This is a genomic window from Sphingomonas carotinifaciens (assembly GCF_009789535.1).
Classification (GTDB): domain Bacteria; phylum Pseudomonadota; class Alphaproteobacteria; order Sphingomonadales; family Sphingomonadaceae; genus Sphingomonas; species Sphingomonas carotinifaciens.
Map to the genome: position 1 here is coordinate 2285977 of NZ_WSUT01000005.1, position 21548 is coordinate 2307524.

Below are 21548 nucleotides of genomic sequence, written 5' to 3' on the forward strand. Positions count from 1 at the left end.
GATTGTTACGCGTGCAAATCTTCGTCTAAACACAATGGGATGAGTGACAATCTGATCGATCCTGCGCAGTCGCGCGTTCGTACCATTGCCGATCTCGCGCGCCTGGCCGGCGTTTCTGCGGGAACGGTATCGCGCGCGCTGGCGGGCAAGTCGCTCGTGAACGAGGAAACCCGCCTGCGCATCCAGGCGCTGGCCACTGCGCACGACTTCCGCCCCAACCAGATGGCCAGCCGCCTGCGTACCAAGCGCACCGGCGTGATCGGCGTGGTGGTGCCGCTCGGCCATGAACGGCGCCAGCACCTGTCGGACCCCTTCTTCATGACGATGCTCGGCCATCTTGCCGATGCGCTGACCGAAAACGGCTATGACGTCATGCTGTCGCGGATCATTCCGGACGCGGACGACTGGCTGGAACAGATCGTCAATTCCGGCATGATGGACGGGGTCCTGCTGATCGGCCAGTCCGACCAGTTCGAGGTGATCGAGCGGGTCGCGCGCCGCTATCGCCCGCTCGTCGCATGGGGCAGCACCATGCCGGATCAGGTTCACTGCGCGGTGGGCAGCGACAATATCGCGGGGGGGCGACTGGCCGGCGAACGCCTGATCGCGCGCGGGGCGAAGCGGATCGCGTTCCTGGGCGATGTGCGTGCCCCCGAAATCCGCCAGCGTTACGAGGGCGTGGCGGCAGCGATGGCGGCGGCCGGGCTGGCGGGCGGTCCGCTGCAACTGACCACGCATCTCGCCTCCGACATCATGGAGCAGGAGATCGCGCAGCATCTGTCCGCGGTGGGCGACCGGATCGACGGCATCGCCGCCGCATCCGACGTGATCGCGATGACGGCGATGCGCGTCCTTGCCGACCGCAATATCCGGGTGCCGGACCAGATCCCCGTCGTCGGCTATGACGACCTGCCACTGGCGATGCAGACGGTGCCGCGCATCACCACCGTCCGCCAGGAAATTGCGGCGGGCGCGCGCGCGATGGTGCAGGCGCTGTTCGCGCGCATCGGGGGCGAGGACGCACCGGGCGTCGTCATGCCGCCGCTGTTGATCGAGCGCGATTCCGCCTAAACCGCTTGGCGATAATATTATACTGTATATAAGGAGCTTGCCTGCCTCTTCCTGAGGCCGTCACCATCGCCACCGGAGGAAGCCATGCCCTATCATGCCCGCAGGATCAGCACGCGGACGGGTCGCATGGCAGGCGCGCTGGCCGCGCTGCTGTTGGCCAGCGCGGCGCCGGCCATCGCTACGGCACAGGGGAGCGCCGATGCCCGGCTGAAGACGCTCTACACCGAGGAATATGCCTGGCGCGAGCGGCAGCAGGGCCCCGGCGAGGACAACCCCGACGCCACCGCGAGCGGCCTGCCCGATGTCGGCCCGGCAGCACAGGCGGCACGGCTCGCCCGCTGGGAGGCGACCGCAAAGGCGCTGCAGGCGATCCGCCCCGCCACCCTGTCGCCGGCCGCGCAGGTGGATTATGCGGTCTACAAGGGGCAGATCGACGGGCTGCTCGCCGCGCAACGCTTCCGCGATTACGAGATGCCGCTGACCGCGGACACCAGCTTCTGGAGCGACATCGCCAGCGCGGCGCGCGGCCGCTTCGTGACCGAGCGTGACTATCGTCGCTACATCGCGACGCTGCGCGACGTGCCGCGCTATTTCGACCAGCAGATTGCCAATATGCGCGCCGGGTTGCAGCGCGGCTTCACCATTCCGCGGGTGACGCTGACCGGCCGCGACATCGGTGTCGCGCAGGTGGCCGAGGCTAAGTCGGTCGAGGACTCACCCTTCTGGGAGCCGATGCGGACGATGCCCGCCTCGATCCCCGCCGCCACCCAGAAGACGCTGCGCGACGAGGCACGCGCGGCGATCACCACCGCCGTGGTGCCGGCGCATGTCCGGCTGCTGACCTTCCTGCGCAATGACTATATCCCTGGTGCGCGACCGACCACCGCCGCGGCCGACCTGCCCGACGGCACCGCCTACTACCGCTCCAAGATCCGCGAATATGTGACGCGCGACATGACCGCCGACGCGGTCCACGCCACCGGCCTTGCCGAGATGGCCAAGATTCGCGCGCGGATGCAGCAGGTGATGCAACAGGTGAAGTTCGAGGGGGATCTGCCCGCCTTCCTCACCTATCTGCGTACCGATCCCAAATTCTACCCCAAGACGCCCGAGGAACTGCTCTACCGCGCGGCGTGGATCGCCAAGACCTTTGACGGCAAGGCGTCTGAGTGGTTCGGCCGCCTGCCGCGCAGCCGCTTCGCGATCAAGCCGGTGCCGGCCGACCTCGCCCCCTTCTACACCGGCGGGCGCGGCGGGCCGGGCATCTATCTGGTCAACACCTACAATCTGCCCGCACGGCCCTTTTATGCGCAGGTGGCGCTGACGCTTCACGAAAGCGCACCCGGCCATGCCTTCCAGATGCCGCTGGCGATGGAGAATGACGGCCTGCCCAAGTTCCGCCGCGACTCCTACCTGTCCGCCTATGGCGAGGGCTGGGCGCTCTATGCCGAGGCGCTGGGCGAGGAAATGGGCATGTACGAAACGCCCTACGACCTGTTCGGCATGCTGTCCTACCAGGCGTGGCGCGCGGCGCGGCTGGTGGTCGATACCGGCATCCATGCCAAGGGCTGGACGCGCGAACAGGCGCAAACCTATCTGCGGGACAATACGGCGCTGTCCGATCACGAAATAACGACCGAGGTCGACCGCTACATCGCGTGGCCGGGTCAGGCGCTCAGCTATTATATGGGGCAGTTGGCGATCCAGGCGGCCCGCGCCCGTGCCGAAAAGGCGCTGGGTCAACGCTTCAGCATTCGCGCCTTTCACGATGCCATTTTGCAGCTCGGCTCGGTGCCGCTCAGCGTCATCGATGCGCGGGTCGACCGCCTGATCGCGGAGGGCGGCAAGGGTCCCTATCCCGACGAGGAATGATTGCTGAATTATTTCTGCGAACGCCTCGCACTTGCATTGACGCTGCGATAGATTCGCAATAGCAGGCCCTCAAAATCTGAGGGGGACCCTATGACTGCTGTTGCCACGCGTTCATCCGGCGCATTTCTGGCCTTGTCCTGCATCGGTGCGTTCGCGACCGCGCCGGCCGGTGCGGACGAGGCGAAGACCCCGCCCGCCGGCGCGCCGGACCAGGATCGGCCGGAGATCGTCGTCAACGGTCACCGCGCCAAGCCGGACGCCGATCCCAAGCAGGTCGCCCCGTTGGTCGATACGCCGCGGTCGGTCATGGTGCTGACATCGGACGTGATCCAGCAGACCGGATCGACGACCCTGCAGGAGGCGCTGCGGACCATTCCCGGCATCACGTTCGGCGCGGCCGAGGGCGGCAATCCGATGGGCGACCGCCCGTTCATCCGCGGTTTCGATGCGCAAGGGTCGATCTATCTCGACGGCGTGCGCGACATCGGGTCGCAGAGCCGCGAGGTCTTCGCCGTGGACCGGGTGCAACTGGTGCGCGGATCGGATTCGACGTTGGGCGGACGCGGCGGCGCGGGCGGCACGATCAACATCGTGTCGAAGCTGCCGCAACTCGGCACCTTCGGGTCCATTTCCGGCAGCTACGGCAATGCCGATTTCAAGCGCATCACCGGCGACATGAACGTCAAGCTGGCCGACACGGTCGCCTTCCGCATCCAGGGCCTGTGGCACGATCAGGACTTTGCCGGGCGCGACGCAATCTACAATCGCCGCTGGGGCTTTGCGCCTTCGCTGACAGTCGGGCTGGGGACGCCGACGCGGCTGACCGCCAGCTACTACCGTCTGGAAACCCACGAACTGCCCGATGGCGGGCTGCCCTATCGCTACACGCTGGCCAATGCGCCGGGCACCGGCACCATCGTCAGCACGCCCGCACTTGGCCGTTTCACCACGATCGGCGGGCGCACCGGCATAGTCGACCGGGCGAATTTCTATGGCCTTGTCGACCGCGATTTTCGCGACACCACCACGGATCAGGCGATGGTCCGCATCGAACACGACCTGACCGGCACGGTCACGCTGCGCAACACCGCACGCTATGCCCATACGACGCAGGCGTTCATCTTCACCCAGCCCGACGACAGCCAGGGCAATGTCTTCGGCACCGCCGCGACCAATCCGACCACCGGCGTGGCGGGTGCGCGAGGCGACCGGCTGAACGGCGGCTATGTCTGGCGGCGCAGCAACACGCGCCACAGCGTGGTGGACAGCATCGTCAACCAGACCGATCTGTACGGCACGCTGGATACCGGCGGCATCGAGCACAGCTTTGCGATGGGCGCGGAATTCGCCTGGGAGAAGGCCCGCCGGGGCACCTTCGTCCTCGCCAATGGCAGCACGGTCAGCCCGCGGTGCAACACCACTTCCATCGCGCGCTACAATTGTACCGATCTGTTCGCCCCGACGCCCGGCGATCCGTGGGTGAACTATGCCAGCGACATCTCGGCGGTCGCCACCCCGATCGTGAAGGGCGCGCCCACGACCGAAACGCAGCAGGATGCGACGACGCAGGCGATATATGCCTTCGACTCGATCACCCTTGTGCCGCAACTGATCCTGAACCTGGGCGCCCGGTTCGACCGGTTCAAATCGGTGCTGACCCCGCCGGGCGCACTCCAGACCCGTATCCGTCGCACCGACGAACTGTTCAACTGGCAGGCGGGCCTCGTCTTCAAGCCGACGCCGGAAACGAGCGTTTATGCCAGCTATGCCACGTCCGCCACGCCGCCCAACAGCCTGATCGGGGAGGGGCGTGAGGACAATGCGCTGCCCACCAACCTGACCACCGAGGCCAACCGCGCGATCTTTGACGCGCTGGAGCCGCAAAAGACCAAGTCGTACGAGGTCGGCGCGAAGGCCAGCCTGATGGGCGAGCGGTTGCAACTGGGCATCGCCGCGTTCCAGACCGACATCAGCAACGCGCGCGTGCTGACCGATGCGAATACGGTCGATTTCATCGGACGCAGCCGGGTGCGTGGCATCGAGCTTTCGGTGTCGGGCATGATCCTGCCCGGCTGGACGATATTCGGTGGCTACAGCCATCTCGACCCGAAGATCCTCGACGGCGGTTTCACCGCGCTGACCGCACCGGCCATCGGCGGACGGCCCGCGCAGATCGTCTCCGTGCCCTCCGTCAACACCGGCCGACAGATGCCGCAGACGGTGCGGAACAGTGTCTCGGCCAGCACCAATGTCGAACTGTTTGGCCGCTTCAGCATCGGCGGCACCGCCATCTACATGGATCGCATGTATGGCGGCTATCAGGACAATCGCAGCGCGGTGCAGACGGCGGCCGGCGTGGTGACCGTCAATCCCGCCACCAAGGTGCTGCTGCGTGAGATCCCCGGCTATTGGCGCTTCGATGCCCGCGCCGCGCTGAAGCTGACCGACATGATCGAACTGAGCGTCAACGCCCAGAACCTGACGGACAAGGCGTATTTCAGCCAGGCCTTCACGACCCACAACGCCAATGTCGCTGCCGGACGCACGGTGTTCGGCACGGTCAACGTCCGCTTCTGATGACCATTTCCGACCCCGCCGCATTGCCACCCGAGGAACTCGCCGCGCGGCTGGCGACCCCCGGCGCGGCCCGGGCCGCACTGGTCCATGCCGCGGCGCAGGCGGGGGAGGCGGAGGCGCAACTGGTCTATGGCCAGATGCTCCTCGATGGCACCGAAACGCCGGGTGACCCGCGGGCGGCGCTCGACTGGTTCACCCGCGCCGCCGCGCAGCATCACCCGATGGCGCTCAACATGGTCGGGCGCTGCTACGAACTGGGCTGGGGCTGCGCGGTCGACGCCGGCCGCGCGGTCGCCTGCTACCGCATCGCCGCCGGGCAGGGGCTGGCGGAGGCGATGTATAACTATGCCACGCAACTGGCGCTCGGCCACGGCGTCGCGACCGACCGGGCGGAGGCGCTTCGCTGGCTGGAGCGGGCCGGCGACCTTGGCTATGCGAAGGCGGTGAACTTCATCGGCAGCTTTGCCGAGGATGGCTGGGCGGGGCCGCGCGACATGGCAAAGGCTGCGCGCTGCTACGCCCGGGCGGCCGAGGGCGGCGATTTCCGCGCCGCCTTCAATCACGCCCGGATGCTCGGTGCCGGGGGGCAGGTCGAGGGCGCACTGGAATGGCTGGCACGCGCGGTGGCCGGGGGCACGCCCGCCTTTGCCGCACGCGTCATCCGTTGGTGCACCGCCAGCGACATCCCCGCCTTCCGCCGCTATGCCGCAACGTTGAGGAAGGGCAGGGCATGTTGATCGCGATACCCGATGTGCTGGACGGCGAGGGCGTCGCCCGGCTGCGCGGCTTGATCGATGGCGCCGAATGGGTGGACGGCAACGCTACCTCCGGCCCGCAATCCGCGCTGGCCAAGCGCAATGCGCAATTGCCCGAAGGCTCGCCCGCCGCGCGCGAGGCGGGGGGCATGGTGCTCGACGCGCTGGCCCGGTCGCCGCTGTTCATCGCCGCCGCATTGCCGCTCAAGGTCTTCCCGCCGCTGTTCAACCGCTATGCAGGGGGCGACGCCTTCGGCCTGCATGTCGACAACGCCATCCGCATCCAGCGCGGCAGCGATTTTCGCATCCGCTCCGACCTGTCCGCCACGCTCTTCCTGTCCGATCCGGACAGCTATGACGGCGGCGAACTCGTTATCGAGGAACAGTTCGGCGAACAGCGGGTCAAGCTGCCTGCCGGGCACATGGTCGTCTATCCCGCCTCCAGCCTGCACCGGGTGACGCCGGTGACGCGGGGCACGCGTGTCGCATCCTTTTTCTGGATCCAGTCGATGGTGCGCGACGACGGCGCCCGCCGCATCCTGTTCGAACTCGACCAAAGCGTGCAGGATATCGCCGGCCGCGACGGGCAGGACGATCCCACCACCATCCGCCTGACCGGCGTCTACCACAATCTGCTCCGCCGCTGGGCGGAGGCCTGAACCTCAGGACGCCGGTGCCGGCCCCCAGCCGAGACCCAGCGCCTTTTGCAGCGCGATGAAGTCGCTGGTCATCGCCGCCGTCGCCTGCGCCAGCGACTGTTCCGCCGACAGCCGCTGCCGCTCGGCATCCAGCGTGTCGATCAGCGTCGCGGTCCCTGCGGCATAGCGCTGCTGCTGGAGCGCGGCGGCGCGGTCCGCCGACGCCTTGGTTCGCGCCGCACTGGCCACGGTCCGCCTGCGCGCGCCGTAGCGCGACAAGGCATCCTCGGCATCGCGCAGCGCGGTCAGCACGGACGCGCGGTACTGCGCCGCCGCCTCGTCGCGCACGCCTTTGGCCTGTTCCACGCGCGCCGCGTTGCGACCGAAGTCCAGGAAGTTCCAGCTTAACCGTGGCATGCCCAGCGTGAACAGGTTGCCGGTATCGAACACGTCGCCGGGATCGGTGCCGCCAAGCCCCAGCATGCCCATCAGGCTGATCTGCGGAAAGCGCTGCGCCTCCGCCACGCCGATCCGCGCATTGCTCTGCGCCAGTTGCCGCTCGGCCGCGCGGATGTCGGGCCGGCGCTGGAGCAGGGCGGCGGGATCGCCCACCGCGACCTGGGCCGGGGGCAGGGGGACGCGACCCGGTGTCGCCAGCATCGTGTCCAGCGCGCCCGGCGCCTCGCCGACCAGGATCGCCAGCGCGTTCAGATAGGCATCGCGCTCCGCGGTCAGCGGCACCAGCGTGGCATCGGTCTGCTCCAGCTGCGTGCGCAGCCGCTCCACCTCCAGCGCAGAGGTGGTGCCCGCGCCGTAGCGTTCCTGCGTCAGGGCCAGCATCCGCCGCTGGCGCTCCGCCGTCGCCTGTCCCAGTGCCAGCCGCTGCTGCCGGTCGCGCAATGCGACATAGGCCTGCGCCACCTCCGCGGTCAGCGACACCTGCACGTCCGCCACGCCGGCCTCGGCCCGGCCCAGCGAGGCGCGCGCCGCCTCCACCCCGCGGCGACGCAGGCCGAACAAGTCGACCTCCCAACTCGCATCGAAGCCGAGATTGTAGAATTGCAGCGACTCGCTGTCGCCGCCGCCACCCTGCGCCCCCGCTTCCGCACCGCCCAGGTCGATGCCGGGCAGGCGCGCAAAGACGCCCATCGCCTGCGCGTTCGCGCTCGGCAACTGGTTCGCCCGCTCCAGCCGCAGCCCGGCCCGCGCCTGACGCAGCCGCGCCTCGGCCACCGCGATGTTGGGGTTACCCGCCAGCGCGCGCGCCTCCAGATGGTCGAGCATCGGATCGCCCAAGCCGGTCCACCATGACGCCACCACCGGCTGCGCCGCCACCGTTTCGGGCTGCGCACGGACGAATTTGGCGGTCGGCGCCACCGCGCCGGCGCTTTCGGGCCCCTGATAGTTCGGCCCCACCGTGCAGGCGGAGACGAGGACGAGGGAGGGAAGGATCAGCGTGCGCATCGAACTGCGTTCCTCAATGCATGGCGATCGCCTGCCCCTGCGGCAACGGCCGGAGGAACAGCACGAGCGGCGTGACGAGCGTGATCCCGATCGCCAGCAGCCAGAAAATGTCGTTGAAGGTCATGACCAGCGCATCGCGCTGGATCTGGCCGGCCAGCGTGCGGAACGCGCCCTCCTGCCCGAACTGGGCGGTCAGCCCGCCCAGATAATCCTGCACGCGCACCGAATTGGCGTTCAGCGTTTCCTCGATCCGGCGGCTGTGGAACCACATGCGCTGGTCCTGCACCGTCGAGATCCCCGCCAGCGCGAACGACCCGCCCAGGTTGCGGGCCGCGTTGAACAGTCCGGCCGCGTCGCCCGCGTCGGACGGCGGGACGGACGAGATCGCCGCCTGGTTCAGGAACAGGAAGCTCAGGATCGTGCCGACGCCGCGCAGCAATTGCGAGTCGACGAAGTCGCCGCCCGCCGACTGCGCGGTCAGCGTGGTATCGATCCAGCAGCTCGACGCCATGATCAGCAGGCCCGCGCCGACCGCGAACCGGATGTCGAGGTGCCGGATCATCAGCGGGGTGAACCCCATCAGGATGATGCTGGGAATACCCGACAGCAGCACCACCTTGCCCGATTGCAGCGCGTTGTAATCGGCGATCGTCGCCAGGAACTGGGGAATGACGTAGGAGGTGCCGTACAGCACCGCACCCACCAATATGCCCATCACCACCACCGACCCGAACTGCCGGTCCAGTACCAGCGACAGCTTGATCACCGGCCGCTTCGCCAGGAACTGCCCGGCCAGCAGCAGCACGAAGCCGAGCGCCGCGATGAGCGACAGGATGATGATCGTCTCGCTCTCGAACCACTGCTCGCGCTGGCCCTCCTCCAGCACCACGGTCAGCCCGCCCAGCCCCAGGATCAACCCGGCAATGCCCAGCCAGTCGGCGCGGAACAGCTCCTCCGGGTGCGCCTTGCGGTGCGGCAGGCCGACCAGCAGCAGCACGATCAGCAGGATGCCGATCGGCAGGTTGATGAAGAAGGCATAATGCCAGGAGATATTCTCGGTCAGCCAGCCGCCGATCAGCGGCCCGACCAGCGGCCCCAGGATCGCGGTGACGCCGAACAGCGCATTGCCGATCGGCTGTTGCGAGCGCGGCAACCGCGTCGCGATGATCGTCATCGCGGTGGGGATCAGCGCGCCGCCGGTAAAGCCCTGGCCGACGCGCCCGATGATCATCATCGTCAGGTTGGTCGATATGCCGCACAGCATCGAGAAGAGCGTGAACAGCGTCGTCGCGATCAGCAGAAAGGTGCGCAGGCCGAACAACCGCTCCAGCCACGCCGCCAGCGGGATGATGATGATCTCCGCCACCAGATAGGCGGTGGCGATCCATGTCCCCTCGGTGCCGCTCGCACCGATCTCGCCCTGGATGGTGGGCAGCGACGAATTGACGATGGAGATGTCCAGCGTCGCCATCAGCGCACCTAGGCTGCCCGCCGCCACCGCCAGCCAGGCGGCGGCATCAGCGCGCTCGGGCGTACCGGCGGATGCCTTGCCGGAGGATGCGCGAACACCGTCCGCGGTGGCCGCGCTCACCGGCGGATGCTCTCGTTATGCTTTTCCTGTTCGCGGGCGATGCGGTCCCTGGCGCCCTTGGCCGACCGGGTGTCGACGCTGACCTCGACCGACATGCCCGGCACCATCAGCTTGCGCGTTTCCGGATCGGCATGGATCGCGATGCGCACCGGCACGCGCTGCACGATCTTGGTGAAGTTGCCCGTCGCATTCTGCGGCGGCAGCACCGAGAATTGCGCCCCGGTACCCGGCGAGATGCTCTCGATCCGGCCGGGAATATCGACGCCCGGCAGCGCATCGACCTCGATCGTAACCGGCTGGCCGATGCGCATCAGGCCGAGCTGCGTTTCCTTGAAATTCGCCTCGATATAAAGCTGGTCGACCGGCACCACGGTCATCAGCCGGGTCGCGGCCTGCACATATTGGCCGACGCGCACCGTCTTGTCGCCGATCCGGCCGTCGATCGCCGCGCGCAGCAGGGTCGCGCCCACATCGCTTTGCGCCGCGGCAAGCTGCGCCTGTGCGCCCTCGGCCTGCGCCTCGGCCTGCCGGATCTGGGCGCGCAGCGTGCCGACGCGGCGCTGGGCACTGGTCAACGCCGCCTGTGCCGCGGTGACGCGGGCATCGGCCTGCGTCGCCTGGTTGCGCAACTGCGACAGGCGCTCGCGCGGCTCGGCCCCCGATGCCGCCAGCGGCACATAGCGTGCCACCTCGGACCGGGCGAACGCCGCATCCGCCCGCGCGGAGGCAAGGTCGGCGGCGGCACGCGTGATCGCCGCCTGCTGCTCGCGAATCTGTGCCTCTACACCCTGGGCGGTGGCGGCGGCGACGCCGATCTGTGCCTGCGACTGGGCGGCGCGCGCGGTATAATCGCGCGAATCGATCTGGGCGAGGGGTGTGCCGGCGCGGACATACTGGTTGTCGCGCACGAACACCTTGTCGACATAGCCGCCGACCTTGGGCGACACGATCACGCTGTCCGCCTGGACATAGGCATCATTGGTCGATTGCTGGAACTTGCCGAAGCTCTGATACCGCGTGAACCAGATCGCACCGACCACCAGCAGCACGACCACGACCACCAGCAGGATCGCGCGGATACGGCGCTTCTTGGCCGGGGACGCCGCCTTGGCGGGCGTCTCGTCATGCTCGTCCCCGGACGTATCCGTGCCACCATTTTGCTGATCGGACAGGTCGGCCATCATCTTCCTCGCATCTGCAGCATGCCTTCTGCGCCGGCTTGCCGAACTAGGCAAGGCCATTTAGTGAGGTTCCTCATGAAGTCCAGTGAGGTTCTGCTCCGCGACCTGGCCCGCGTCTATCTGATGGCCCATCGCCTGACCGACCGGGCAATGACCGCCCAAGGCGCGTCCTTTGCCCGCACGCGTCTGCTCCTGCTCATCCAGGCCGGGAACGGGCGTGCGCGCGCCGCCGACATTGCGGAGGTATTCACCATGGCGCCGCGCAGCGTCACCGACGCGGTCGACGCGCTGGAGCGCGACGGCCTCGTCCGGCGCGAACCCGACCCGCAGGATCGCCGGGTCAAGCGCCTGCACATCACGCCTGCCGGCCAGCGCGCCATCGATGCCAGCGAGCCGATGCGCGTCGCCTTGACCAAAAGGCTGTTTGTCGCCTTCGACGACGATGACCGCGCGCAACTCGATACGCTGCTCCAGAAGCTGCTCGCCGCGCTGATCGCCGAAATGCCCGATCATCTCGGTGCGGATGCGTGCACTTCGATTGCGCCCACTCCCGAGCGCGGAGCGTAACCCCCGTTGGCGAGTTAACGCGGTATGACATACGTTAATCGCACGCGCGCATGTTGAACCCGTTCCGGCGGGGCGAGGGGGATGGCCCGACGCTGGGCGACGGCGCCGAACCCGCCACCGCCCTGTCGCAACAGGGCCTTCGCCATGCCGACGGCTATCTGCCGCTCGAACGCTATGGCACGCTCGGTGACGGGCGCAGCGTGGTGTTCAGCGGCGCGGACGGGGCGGTCGACTGGTGGTGCGTCCCGAACATGGACTCGCCGCCCCTGTTCGACCGTCTGCTCGATGCGGAGCAGGGGGGCTATTTCGCGCTCAGCCCGGATGCGCCCTTTACCGTCGAGCGGCGCTACCGCGCCGACAGCAACGTGCTGGAGACGATCTTCACCACCGACACCGGCCGGGCCAAGCTGACCGAGTCGATGAACAGCGGCACCGCCGGTCGCCTGCCCTGGGCGGAGTTCGCACGCCGGCTCGACGGGCTGGACGGCCATGTCCGCTTTGCCGTGTCGCTGCGCTTCGGCCGCCGCGCCGACACGGTCAGCCCCTATTTCTCCAAGGCCGGCGGGCATGACGTGTTCCATGCCGGCCACGTCCTCGGCGTCTTCCGCCACTCCGACAATGTGCTGCTCGATCCGCTGGTCGACGGGCAGATCACCGGCACCGTCTCGGTCGGGCCGGGCGAGCGTGCGGTGGTGGCGATCGTCGCGGGGGAGGACGAACCGCTCGTCTGCCCCGAAATCGAGGAAATCGATGCCCGTATCGACCTGTCCGACGCTGAATGGCGGCAATGGACGGAGCGGCTGCGCTGCCACGATCGGTTTCGCGCGCTGACCATGCGCAGTGCCCTGGCGCTGAAGCTGCTCCTCTACTCGCCCACCGGCGCGATCGCCGCCGCCGCGACGACCTCGCTGCCCGAGGGGATCGGTGGCGAGAAGAATTACGATTATCGCTACGCCTGGATCCGGGACGCGGGCTACACGATCAAGGCGTTCCTGCGCATCGGCGCGCTTGCCGAGGCCAAGGCGGCCTTTACCTGGCTGCTCAAGCGGTTGGGCGAGAGTGAGCCGCAGGTCTGCTACACGCTGCAGGGCGACATGGTGCCGGCGGAAAAGATCATCGACGTGCCCGGCTATCGCGGCTCGGGGCCGGTCCGCACCGGCAACCTCGCCGGGTCGCAGCATCAGCATGGTATTTACGGCGACATCTTCGAGACGGCGAGCCGCTTCGTCGCCTGTGGCAACATCCTCGATGCCGCCAGCGCGGAAACCCTGTCGCATCTCGCCGACGACTGCGCGGACCGCTGGCGCCTGCCCGACGCCGGGCTATGGGAACTGCCCGAAAGCCGGCATTACACCATGTCCAAGATCAGTTGCTGGCAGGCGCTGGCCCGCGCGGTCGAGCTGGCCGACGACGGGCAGATCCCGACCACCTGCCGCGACCGATGGCTGCGCGAGCGCGACCGGATCGCCGCCTGGATCGACGAGCATTGCTGGTCGGAGGAACGCGGCGCCTATCTCTTCTATCCGGGCAGCGACATGCTCGATGCCAGCCTGGCGCTCGCCGTCCGCTTCCGCTTCGACGGACAGGACCGGCTGCGTCGTACCCTGGACGCGATCGACCGCGAACTCGGCAAGGGCGCGTTCCATTATCGCTACACCGATGTCGACCGGGAGGAGGGGTGTTTCCTCGCCTGCACCTTCTGGATGATCGAGGCGCGCGCGATGCTCGGCCAGAAGGCCGAAGCGGAGGCCGCCTTTGAGGCCGCCATCGAAAAGCTGGACAGTGGCGTCGGCGTCTATGCCGAGATGATCGACCCCGACACGGGCGCCTATCTCGGCAACATGCCGCAGGGGCTGACCCATCTCGCCCTGATCCAGGCCGCCGCGACCTTGTGCGGGGCCGAACTCTGATACGCTATCCCGCCCGCGCCAGCCGGTATCCCACCCGCCCGAACAGGATCAGTGCGACGGCCGACCCGACCAGCGTGGCCCCCGCCGCGCCCGTCGCGCCGTAGGCGGGCATCAGCACCGCCATCGCCGCGAACAGCGCGACGACCGATGCGACGCGGATGCGCAGCGCGGTCGCCGCCCGCCCGATCGCCAGCAGCACCGGCTCGAACGCCACGCCCATGACCTCCAGCCCCGCCGCAAGCCCCAGCAGCACCAGCACCGGATACGCCCCCAGATAGGTCTTGCCCGCGATCAGCCGCAGCGCCGGCTCTCCCAGCAGGGGCACCAGCAGACAGATCGACCCACCCGCCACCAGCGCCAGCCGCGTCGATTGCCGGAACAGGGTCGTCATGTCCCGCTTGTCCCCTTCCGCCCCCGCCCGCGTGAACTCGGGTAGCACCCCGCGCGAAAACATGTCGGACACGCGCGTCAAAGCCTGGCTCAACTGATAGGCCAGCCGGTACGCGCCCGCCGCCGCCGGGCCCGTCGCAAAGCCGACCAGCACCACCACCACCTGCTTGCTCGCGGCGTTCAGCGAGGCGTTCATGTTGGTCACCACTGCGAAATGCCACAGCCCCGCATTTTCGCGCGGCGCGGCCTGTGCCCCGCGCCACCATCCCAGCAGGCCCGGCGCCGCCCGGTGGGCCGCCGTCCAGTAGACGATGGCGGTCAGCACCTCGGCCCCCGCCCAGGCGAGCAGGAACCCCTGCACCGTCGCATGCATCAGCACCGCGGTGACCGCGCCGGCACAGCGCGCGAAGGGGGTCACCGCATCCGCCATCGCGCCCACCGCGAACCGGTCGTGCAGCCTCAGGATGCCGACCGCGGTCGATCGAAAGGTCAGCAGCAGCACGAAGCAGAACAGCAGGGCCTCGGTCGCGAAGGTCGCATCCCATCCCAGCCGCACGCGCAACACGGCGACCGCGACGCTCGCCACCAGGCACCCGAACAGCGCCGCGCCCAGGTCGAGCGCGGTGCACCAGCGCACCAGCCGCCCCAGCATCGCCCCGTCACCCGCCTTCAGCGGCGCCATGCCGTAGCGCACCACCACCTGCCATGTCTGGAAACCGACCAGCGCGGCGACCGCCTGGCCGGTCGACAGGATCAGCGTGAACTCGCCGAACCGCACGACGCCCAGCGAGCGCGTGGCGAGCGCCAGATAGACGAGGCTGAGTACCGCGCCGACGCCTTTGCCGGTCAGCAGCCAGCCGACATTGCGCAGCGCACGGCCGAATGGGGTCGGCGCGGACTTGGACACGTTCAACGGCTTTCTTCCGAGGGCGATCAGAGGCTAAGGGGGTGACGGATCATGCGCATCGCCTTCCTCTATATCGCCGAAGCCTATCAGTGCTACCATGGCGCGGCCATCGCGTTCGAATTGGCGCGCCGCCCCGGCTGGACGGTGGTCAACTACCATAACGATCCCGAAACGCCGCATCACCTGGAGCGGATACGTGCCGCTTACGGCGTGCCGCCGATCGAAACCCGCCGCCTGCACCGGTCGCCGCTCACCGTCGCGCTTCAGCGGCTGAAGCGGCTGGGCATGTTCAAGGATCTGGTGATGCGTGACAATGCCGCCGAACTGGACGGCTATGACGCGATCTTTGCGGTGGAGGATACGGCGGCGGCGCTGCGCCGCCTCGGCGTCCGGCGCCCCCGGCTGATCTACCATCCCCACGGCGTCGGCGACCGGGCGCGCGGCTTCGTGCGCGACATCGCGGTCTTCGACCATGTCTTGCTCGCCGGGCCCAAGACCGCCGAGCGCATGCTGCGCGAGGGGCTGATCCGCCCCGACGCCTATACGCTCACCGGATCGGTGAAGCTGGAAACCGGCTTCCGCGTCGGGGAGGTCGCAGCGCCGCTTTTCTCGCAAGCCGCGCCCACCGTCTTCTACAACGCCCACAAGGAACCGCGCCTGACCTCCTGGCATCGCTTCATCGAACCGATGCTCGCCGGCTTCGCGGCCGATCCCTCCCTCAACCTGATCGTCGCCCCCCACGTCAAACTCTTCCGCCGACACCCCGAACGCCACCGCACACACTGGCGCGCGCGCAGTACCCACAACGTCCTCATCGACCCCGGCTCCGACCGCTCCGTCGACATGACCTACGCCGTCGCCTCCGACATCTATGTCGGCGACGTCAGCAGCCAGGTGTACGAATTCCTGATGCGCCCGCGCCCTTGCGTCTTCCTGAACGCCCACCGCATCGACTGGCGCGACGACCCCAGCTTCGCCCACTGGCACCTCGGCGACGTCGTCGACGACCCCGCCGACCTGATGGCAGCGATCCATGCTGCGCCCGCGCGTCACGCCTTTTACCGCGCCCGGCAGGAGGCGATGGCCGATGCCTCGCTCGGCGATCGGTCGCCCGGTGCCGCTGCCCGGGCGGCACAGGCCGTCGCGGCGGTGCTGGCGCGGTGAAGGTCGGCTTCCTCTTCAACCACGATGCGCTTCATCAGATCGGCCATACCGCGCCGATCATCGCGCAGATCGCGACTTTCCCGGATGTTCAAGTCCACGTCCTGACCAGCTCGCCCGAGCAGCAGGCGCGGGTTCGCGCCGTAATCGGCACGGAGGTGGCCGCCCGCGTCACCTTTGTTTCGCTCGATATCGGCGCGCTTGCCCGTGCATTCGATGCCGGGCTGCGCTGGATCGCACCCTTCCGCCGGGTTGCGGTTTTACGCGACAACCTGCCGGCCTTTGCAGCGCTCGATGTTCTGGTGGTGCCCGAGACGACATCGCTGCTGCTGCGCGACCGTTTCGGCCTGCGGGATCTCCGCTATGTCTGGCTTCCCCACGGCGCCGGCGATCGATCGGTGGGGTACCGGAGCGTCATGCGTGGCTTCGACCTCGTATTGCTGTCCGGGCAGAAGGTGCATGACCGGATGCAGGCGATGGGCCTGATCGCGCCGGGCCAAGCACGGATCATCGGCTATCCCAAGTTCGACACGATCGATTTCACTACGCCGCCCAAGCCGTTGTTCGACAATGGCCGCCCGACCGTCCTCTACAATCCGCATTTCGAACCCCGTCTGTCGTCCTGGTACGGGATGGGGGAGGGGGTGATGGACTGGTTCGCCGGACAGGATCGCTTCAACCTGATGGTCGCGCCCCACGTCATGCTGTTCCGCAGGCGCATCCATGCCTCCGTCGAACACGCCCGGCTGCGCTGGCGCCGCGACCTTGCCCATCGCTACCGCGCTTGCCCGAACATCCGCTTCGACCCCGGCAGCACCGCCTCTGTCGACATGACCTATACCCGCGCCGCCGACATCTACCTCGGCGACGTCAGCAGCCAGATCTACGAATGGATCGCCCGCCCACGCCCCGCCGTCTTCCTCAACCCGGCCAGGGTCGAATGGACATCCGACCCCAATTTTGGCCACTGGCATCTGGGGCGCGTGGTGGATGATATCTCCGCCCTCGGCCCCGCCATCGAAAGTGCGCAGGCGGAGTTCGCCGGCTACCGTGCGGCCCAGGAAGCGGCCTTCCGCCACACCTTCGATCAAGGCGCCGAACCCGCCGCCCTGCGCGCCGCGCATGCGATCGTGGAGCGGTTCGGCAAAGACGCCAAGGGGAGGGGAAAACCATGACCTACGGTCGCGAAGAAGCGTGTGCGGCGATAGCAATGCCGCCGGGGCTCGCAACCGTAACGATGGGCTACCGGTGGATGCACAACATGATCGGCGAATCCGGTGGCGGCGTGTATCGCTTGCACGGCAGACAGGATGCACCCGACCTCTTCCTGAAACATGGTCGGGGCATGGTGGCCGATGACATAGCCGACGAAATGGTCCGCCTGCGCTGGCTGAGCGATCATATAGCCGTGCCGACCATTCGGCGTTTCGTCCATACGGGGGACGAGGCTTGGTTGTTGATGACGGCCATACCCGGCCAGACGGCATATCAGCATCTGACAGCTCGCCCGCATGATCGCCTCGCCGTGGTAGATGCATTGGCCACATTCCTCCGGCAGCTTCACGCCATTCCGGTCGACACATGCCCCTTCATCAGCGACCATCATCACCGCCTGATGCAAGCCAGAGCGCGCATCGACCAGGGCCTCGTCGCGGAAGATGAATTTGATGAGGAACGTGAGGGCTGGCTGGCCGAGGAGGTATGGCAAGCCATGCAGGACCTGATGCCGTTCACCCCCGACCGCGTCGTGACCCATGGCGACTTCTCGCTCGACAACATCTTGCTGGAAGATGGCCAGGTCGTCGGGCTGATCGATGCCGGACGGATCGGTATTGCCGACCGCTACCAGGACATTGCGATCCTGTGGAACTGTCTGGGCGAGTTCGACGATGCGCTTCGTTCACACTTCCTGAGGCGCTACGGAGTTGCGGACGTGGACAATCGCAAACTGCAATTTCACCTCATGCTGGATGAAATGTTCTAAGCTGCGGCATCGCCCCGATATCGCGCATATCCTTTTCACCACCGCTCGATCGGCCACCCGCGCTCGACCGCCAGTACGGTCATCCTTTTACCCGGGCTGACTACCACCGGCTCGTCAGCCCAGGCGAAGGTCGGGGCATCGGACGCATGATCCGAATAAAAGCGCACATGCGCCTCCTCGCGTTTAACACCCTGAGCGGCCAGCCAATCCCGGATCATCGCCAGCTTGGCCGGGCCGTAACAGTTGGCGCCCGACAGCGACGGCACGATCCGCCCGGTGGTATCCCGCATCGCCTCCGTCGCGATCAGGTCCTCCACGCCCAGCCGACTGGCAATCGCCTGTGCATAGAAGCGATGTGCAGCCGTCGCGATCACGATGCGATAGCCCACCGCCCGGTCCGCCGCCATCCGTTCTCTTGCGCCCGGCCGGATGTTGCCGTCGTCCGTCATGGCGGCGAATGCCTCCGCCAGCGCGGTCGACCTGGCTTCATCCAGCGCCGCACCCAGCATCAACCGGTGCATGATCGGCTTCAACCGGTCACGGTCGTACAGCTTCAGCGCGTGCAGCAATGCGGCACCCGCGGCCACCGGCGCCATCGCGATGCGCCAACTGCCGCGCGCGGCATGAAGCAGAAAGGGGGTCCAGGTCGGCGCGCGTGTGATCGTGCGGTCCAGATCGTAGATTGCGATGCGCTGCATCAACCGGCGTCCAGTGTCCGCGCCAGTGCCAGATCTTCCGGCTTGTCGACATCAACCGCCGCGCGTCCGAACCGGCTGGCGACCATCGCGGCGCGCACCCGCGCAGTTTCTCCGATCCGTTGCAATGCCATGTCCAGCGTCAGCCGCCCGGCCAGGTAGCGCAGCAGCAGTCCCGGCCCCAGCCGACGCACGATCCGCCAGGGCCGCTTGCGATCCCGCTCCATCCGCTGCCAGAGCGCCACCGCGTCGGCCGCCGCGGCAGTCTGCAACAGGAACAGGTTGCAACCCGACCAGGCGCCATCGGCAAAGCGCAGATAGGTACGCTGCGTACCGGGCACGTCGCGCTCGATCACGTCACGCCGTGCCAGCAGCACCGCAACATCGGCGTCCGTCGGCACGTCGGCGATGAACCGGGTGATCCATCCGGCCTCCAGCAGGGCATGGTCCGCAGTAGTCACGAGCAACGGCGCGCCAAGCTGTTCCAATCCTGCGGCCGTACTCGCGCTCGGGCCCGCCGCTGCCTGCAGCACTTCGGCGCCCAATGCCGTCGCCGCCTGGGCCACAGCGGGGGAGGATGCCGCCACCATGATGCGATCCGCCCCGGCCGCGCGCACCGCCTCCACAACCCTGGCCAGCATCGTGCGACCACCGACCACGGCCAGCGCCTTGTCGCTCACCCCGGCGTGTAGCGCGACCGGGTCTGGGCCGCCGCGGGAGCCGGCCAGGATCAGCGCGTGGAAGCTCATCGTGGCGCCTCCGCCGACCGCGCGCGCATCACCCGCCACAACACTGCCGGTGCCGCCAGCACCGGGTGCCGTTCGCGCCACGGGGTCAGGGGAATGTGGATGCCGGTATGCCGCTCGATCTTCCATAGCCCGTATCGGGCCGCCCCGTCGAAGGTGAAGGCCGCCTTCACCAGCCGCGCCACGTTCAACGGCCTGCCCGCACGCCGCCGAGCCTGCCACCGCCGCAGTGGGCGCGCGCGGTCGCCCGAGGGTGTCAGCAACTCACCGTGCGTGTCGTACCCGATGCCGCCTGCGTTCCAGGCCAGCGGCAACAGACGCTGCCACCGCGCCGGATCGTAGCGCAGGATCTGGTCCTCGCGACCGGGCTTCTCCACGCGCAGTTCGGCCCGGTAGGTCTGACGGAACAGTGCCCGCCAATAGCTGTCGGCGGTGCCGTTCTCAGGGCCCAGCGCCGCGGCATATCCCGCCGCCGTCACCGTCGCTGCCGCCACACTCGCGCGAACCCGGGCTGCGGCGTCCGCATCCCGAACCCAGGCCAGCGCCGCCGGCTGCACGAAGCGCGTCCAGATCGTCGTATCCAGCATCCGCCCCGATGCGGCATCCTGAAAGGTCTGCAGCGGCATCGTCGCCACCTTCGCCCGCAGCACGGCATCACCGATCGCCATTTCGTGAAAGCTCACATCGGGCCACAGCCACCGCGTTGCCGTCCGGTGCAGCACGCCGCCACGACGCGCATCGGTCAGGACGTAGAAATCCAGCACGCCGTCCAGATCGCCGGTCCGCAGTACCGATCCATAGAACAGGACGGCGGCGACATCCACATCGCCCGCCAGGCGTTCCGCCACCATCGCGATGGGCGGGGGCAGGGGCGTCGCCAGCTCCGCCGCGACGAAGTCGTCCAGCGTCATCGTACGGCTCAGGGCACCACGAAGTTGAGCGCGCGGCCCTGGGCAACGATCAACTCGCCACCGGCATAGGTCTCGCCATCCAGCACGAAGCCGGTGTCCAGCGTCAGGCCGACGCGGTTCGCATCCAGCCGATGATAGCCGGCGCGCGCCAGCCATCCCGCCTCCGACCCCGCCACCAGGATCGGTGCGGAGACGAACAGCGCCTTGGGAGGCGCATCAACCCCCAGCAGCTTCATGCCGGGCCGCGGCCGACCGAACGGCTTCAATCCGAGCGGCAGGCGCTCCAGCGTCGATGCCAGAAGCAGGTAGAAGGGCCGTTCCACGCTGCGCCCGTCATCCAGTTCAACCCGGATCGGATCGCCGCGCCGCCAGACATTGTCTCGCCCGCCGAACAGCGTCTGCGCGATCCCGCCTGCCAGAGACAGGCCGACCGCCAGACCGTTGAAGGCGCCGATCCGGTGGGTTTCCTGGGCCAGCGCCGTGGCACGCACGAACGCGCCGGCGCCGAACAGAAAGCCGACCCGCATCGGCTCACGACCGTCCACCCGGCGGATTTCCACGGGCGAACGCTGCGTGCGGGACGGACCATGGATCGCCTCGATCGCCGCCTTGATCGTCCAGTTGGTGGGTATGCCCAGGTCGATGGCCAGAGCATTGGTCTTGCCCGCCGGCACGACCGCGATATCCGGCATCGCATCGCCGAAATGCTGTGTCGCCGCGGTAATGACATCGCGGATCGTGCCGTCGCCGCCGTCGATCAGCAGCGCGTCGATCCCCCGCGAGGCGAAGCGGGCGAGAACCGCGTGCAATTCCTCCTGCGTGCGCGGTGCGGCAAAGTCGATGCCCGACGCACTGGTGAACGGCGAGAGCTCACGGGACAGGTTGCGGTGCGCGCGGGCGTTGCAGATCACGCCGATCCGCTGCACGCCGCCCAGTCGCCGCCCATCCAGACGCACGGTCTGGGCCGGGCGCCGGACGCGGAACTCCGCCGAGGTGAGCCGCGCCAGCCCGCCGTCGATCCGGCCGATCAACCCATCACTTCCGTCGATCGGCATCCTGATCGGCATCGACCACTTCATCCTTCGCTGGCCGCACACGGCATGAACATCTTCAGCCATGTTCGTGGAA

18 protein-coding genes are annotated in these 21548 nt (G+C 68.0%); 10 read left to right on the forward strand and 8 right to left on the reverse strand.

All coding sequences use genetic code 11. The features are described 5' to 3' along the window. Positions 1-39: 39 nt before the first annotated feature. The 5 genes from GQR91_RS12815 (at position 40) to GQR91_RS12835 (ending at position 6934) form a co-directional block, all read left to right on the forward strand. On the forward strand, positions 40-1071 hold the full coding sequence (locus GQR91_RS12815; protein ID WP_149682984.1) for a LacI family DNA-binding transcriptional regulator: 1032 nt from the start codon (positions 40-42) through the stop codon (positions 1069-1071). Positions 1072-1155: 84 nt separating this feature from the next. Further along, the gene (locus tag GQR91_RS12820; protein WP_235904101.1) at positions 1156-2943 is read left to right on the forward strand and encodes a DUF885 domain-containing protein; all 1788 of its coding nucleotides are present in this window, start codon (positions 1156-1158) and stop codon (positions 2941-2943) included. Positions 2944-3033: 90 nt separating this feature from the next. After that, complete coding sequence (locus GQR91_RS12825; protein ID WP_149682983.1) at positions 3034-5520, forward strand: TonB-dependent receptor; 2487 nt, start codon at positions 3034-3036, stop codon at positions 5518-5520. After that, the gene (locus GQR91_RS12830; protein WP_149682982.1) at positions 5520-6257 is read left to right on the forward strand and encodes a tetratricopeptide repeat protein; all 738 of its coding nucleotides are present in this window, start codon (positions 5520-5522) and stop codon (positions 6255-6257) included. The genes GQR91_RS12825 and GQR91_RS12830 overlap by 1 nt, the downstream gene beginning before the upstream one ends. Next, positions 6251-6934, forward strand: a complete 684-nt coding sequence (locus tag GQR91_RS12835; RefSeq protein WP_149682981.1) for a Fe2+-dependent dioxygenase — start codon at positions 6251-6253, stop codon at positions 6932-6934. The genes GQR91_RS12830 and GQR91_RS12835 overlap by 7 nt, the downstream gene beginning before the upstream one ends. Positions 6935-6937: 3 nt before the next feature. On the opposite strand, the gene GQR91_RS12840 is transcribed toward GQR91_RS12835, so the two are convergent. Genes GQR91_RS12840 through GQR91_RS12850 form a run of 3 tightly spaced genes read right to left on the reverse strand, consistent with a single transcriptional unit; the run spans position 6938 to position 11149 of the window. Next, complete coding sequence (locus GQR91_RS12840; RefSeq protein WP_149682980.1) at positions 6938-8377, reverse strand: efflux transporter outer membrane subunit; 1440 nt, start codon at positions 8375-8377, stop codon at positions 6938-6940. Between the two features lie 13 nt (positions 8378-8390). Then, a complete protein-coding gene (locus GQR91_RS12845; RefSeq protein ID WP_149682979.1) occupies positions 8391-9968 on the reverse strand; it encodes an MDR family MFS transporter in 1578 nt (525 codons plus the stop codon). Continuing rightward, entirely contained in the window at positions 9965-11149 is a 1185-nt protein-coding gene (locus tag GQR91_RS12850) for an HlyD family secretion protein (protein ID WP_149683011.1), read from the reverse strand. The genes GQR91_RS12845 and GQR91_RS12850 overlap by 4 nt, the downstream gene beginning before the upstream one ends. 75 nt (positions 11150-11224) lie before the next feature. On the opposite strand from GQR91_RS12850, the gene GQR91_RS12855 reads away from it, so the two are divergent. After that, positions 11225-11716: a MarR family winged helix-turn-helix transcriptional regulator gene (locus GQR91_RS12855; RefSeq protein ID WP_162853776.1), complete on the forward strand. Its 492-nt coding sequence runs from the start codon at positions 11225-11227 to the stop codon at positions 11714-11716. 50 nt (positions 11717-11766) lie between these two features. Further along, positions 11767-13626, forward strand: coding sequence for a glycoside hydrolase family 15 protein (locus GQR91_RS12860; RefSeq protein ID WP_149682977.1), 1860 nt, complete (start codon positions 11767-11769; stop codon positions 13624-13626). Positions 13627-13630: 4 nt separating this feature from the next. Here the strand turns inward: GQR91_RS12860 and GQR91_RS12865 are convergent, their stop codons facing one another. Continuing rightward, positions 13631-14923 carry a lipopolysaccharide biosynthesis protein gene (locus tag GQR91_RS12865; RefSeq protein ID WP_149682976.1) on the reverse strand — a complete coding sequence of 431 codons (1293 nt, stop codon included), beginning with the start codon at positions 14921-14923 and terminating at the stop codon, positions 13631-13633. A 51-nt stretch (positions 14924-14974) separates the two neighbouring features. Between GQR91_RS12865 and GQR91_RS12870 the strand changes: the two genes are divergently transcribed. The 3 genes from GQR91_RS12870 to GQR91_RS12880 are packed head-to-tail and all read left to right on the forward strand — an operon-like array spanning position 14975 to position 18068. Further along, positions 14975-16087, forward strand: a complete 1113-nt coding sequence (locus GQR91_RS12870) for a CDP-glycerol glycerophosphotransferase family protein (RefSeq protein ID WP_211368607.1) — start codon at positions 14975-14977, stop codon at positions 16085-16087. Next, complete coding sequence (locus GQR91_RS12875; RefSeq protein WP_149682974.1) at positions 16084-17259, forward strand: hypothetical protein; 1176 nt, start codon at positions 16084-16086, stop codon at positions 17257-17259. Before GQR91_RS12870 ends, GQR91_RS12875 begins: the two co-directional genes overlap by 4 nt. Beyond that, positions 17256-18068, forward strand: a complete 813-nt coding sequence (locus GQR91_RS12880) for an APH(3')-I family aminoglycoside O-phosphotransferase (protein WP_149682973.1) — start codon at positions 17256-17258, stop codon at positions 18066-18068. The genes GQR91_RS12875 and GQR91_RS12880 overlap by 4 nt, the downstream gene beginning before the upstream one ends. 35 nt (positions 18069-18103) lie before the next feature. On the opposite strand, the gene GQR91_RS12885 is transcribed toward GQR91_RS12880, so the two are convergent. Genes GQR91_RS12885 through GQR91_RS12900 form a run of 4 tightly spaced genes read right to left on the reverse strand, consistent with a single transcriptional unit; the run spans position 18104 to position 21487 of the window. Continuing rightward, a complete protein-coding gene (locus GQR91_RS12885) occupies positions 18104-18766 on the reverse strand; it encodes an HAD family hydrolase (protein WP_149682972.1) in 663 nt (220 codons plus the stop codon). Further along, complete coding sequence (locus GQR91_RS12890; RefSeq protein ID WP_149682971.1) at positions 18766-19512, reverse strand: nucleotidyltransferase family protein; 747 nt, start codon at positions 19510-19512, stop codon at positions 18766-18768. Before GQR91_RS12890 ends, GQR91_RS12885 begins: the two co-directional genes overlap by 1 nt. Continuing rightward, positions 19509-20420 (reverse strand): hypothetical protein, encoded by a 912-nt coding sequence (locus GQR91_RS12895; protein WP_149682970.1) that lies wholly within the window; start codon positions 20418-20420, stop codon positions 19509-19511. The genes GQR91_RS12890 and GQR91_RS12895 overlap by 4 nt, the downstream gene beginning before the upstream one ends. 8 nt (positions 20421-20428) lie before the next feature. Further along, entirely contained in the window at positions 20429-21487 is a 1059-nt protein-coding gene (locus GQR91_RS12900; RefSeq protein WP_160146817.1) for a diacylglycerol/lipid kinase family protein, read from the reverse strand. Between the last annotated feature and the right edge of the window lie 61 nt (positions 21488-21548).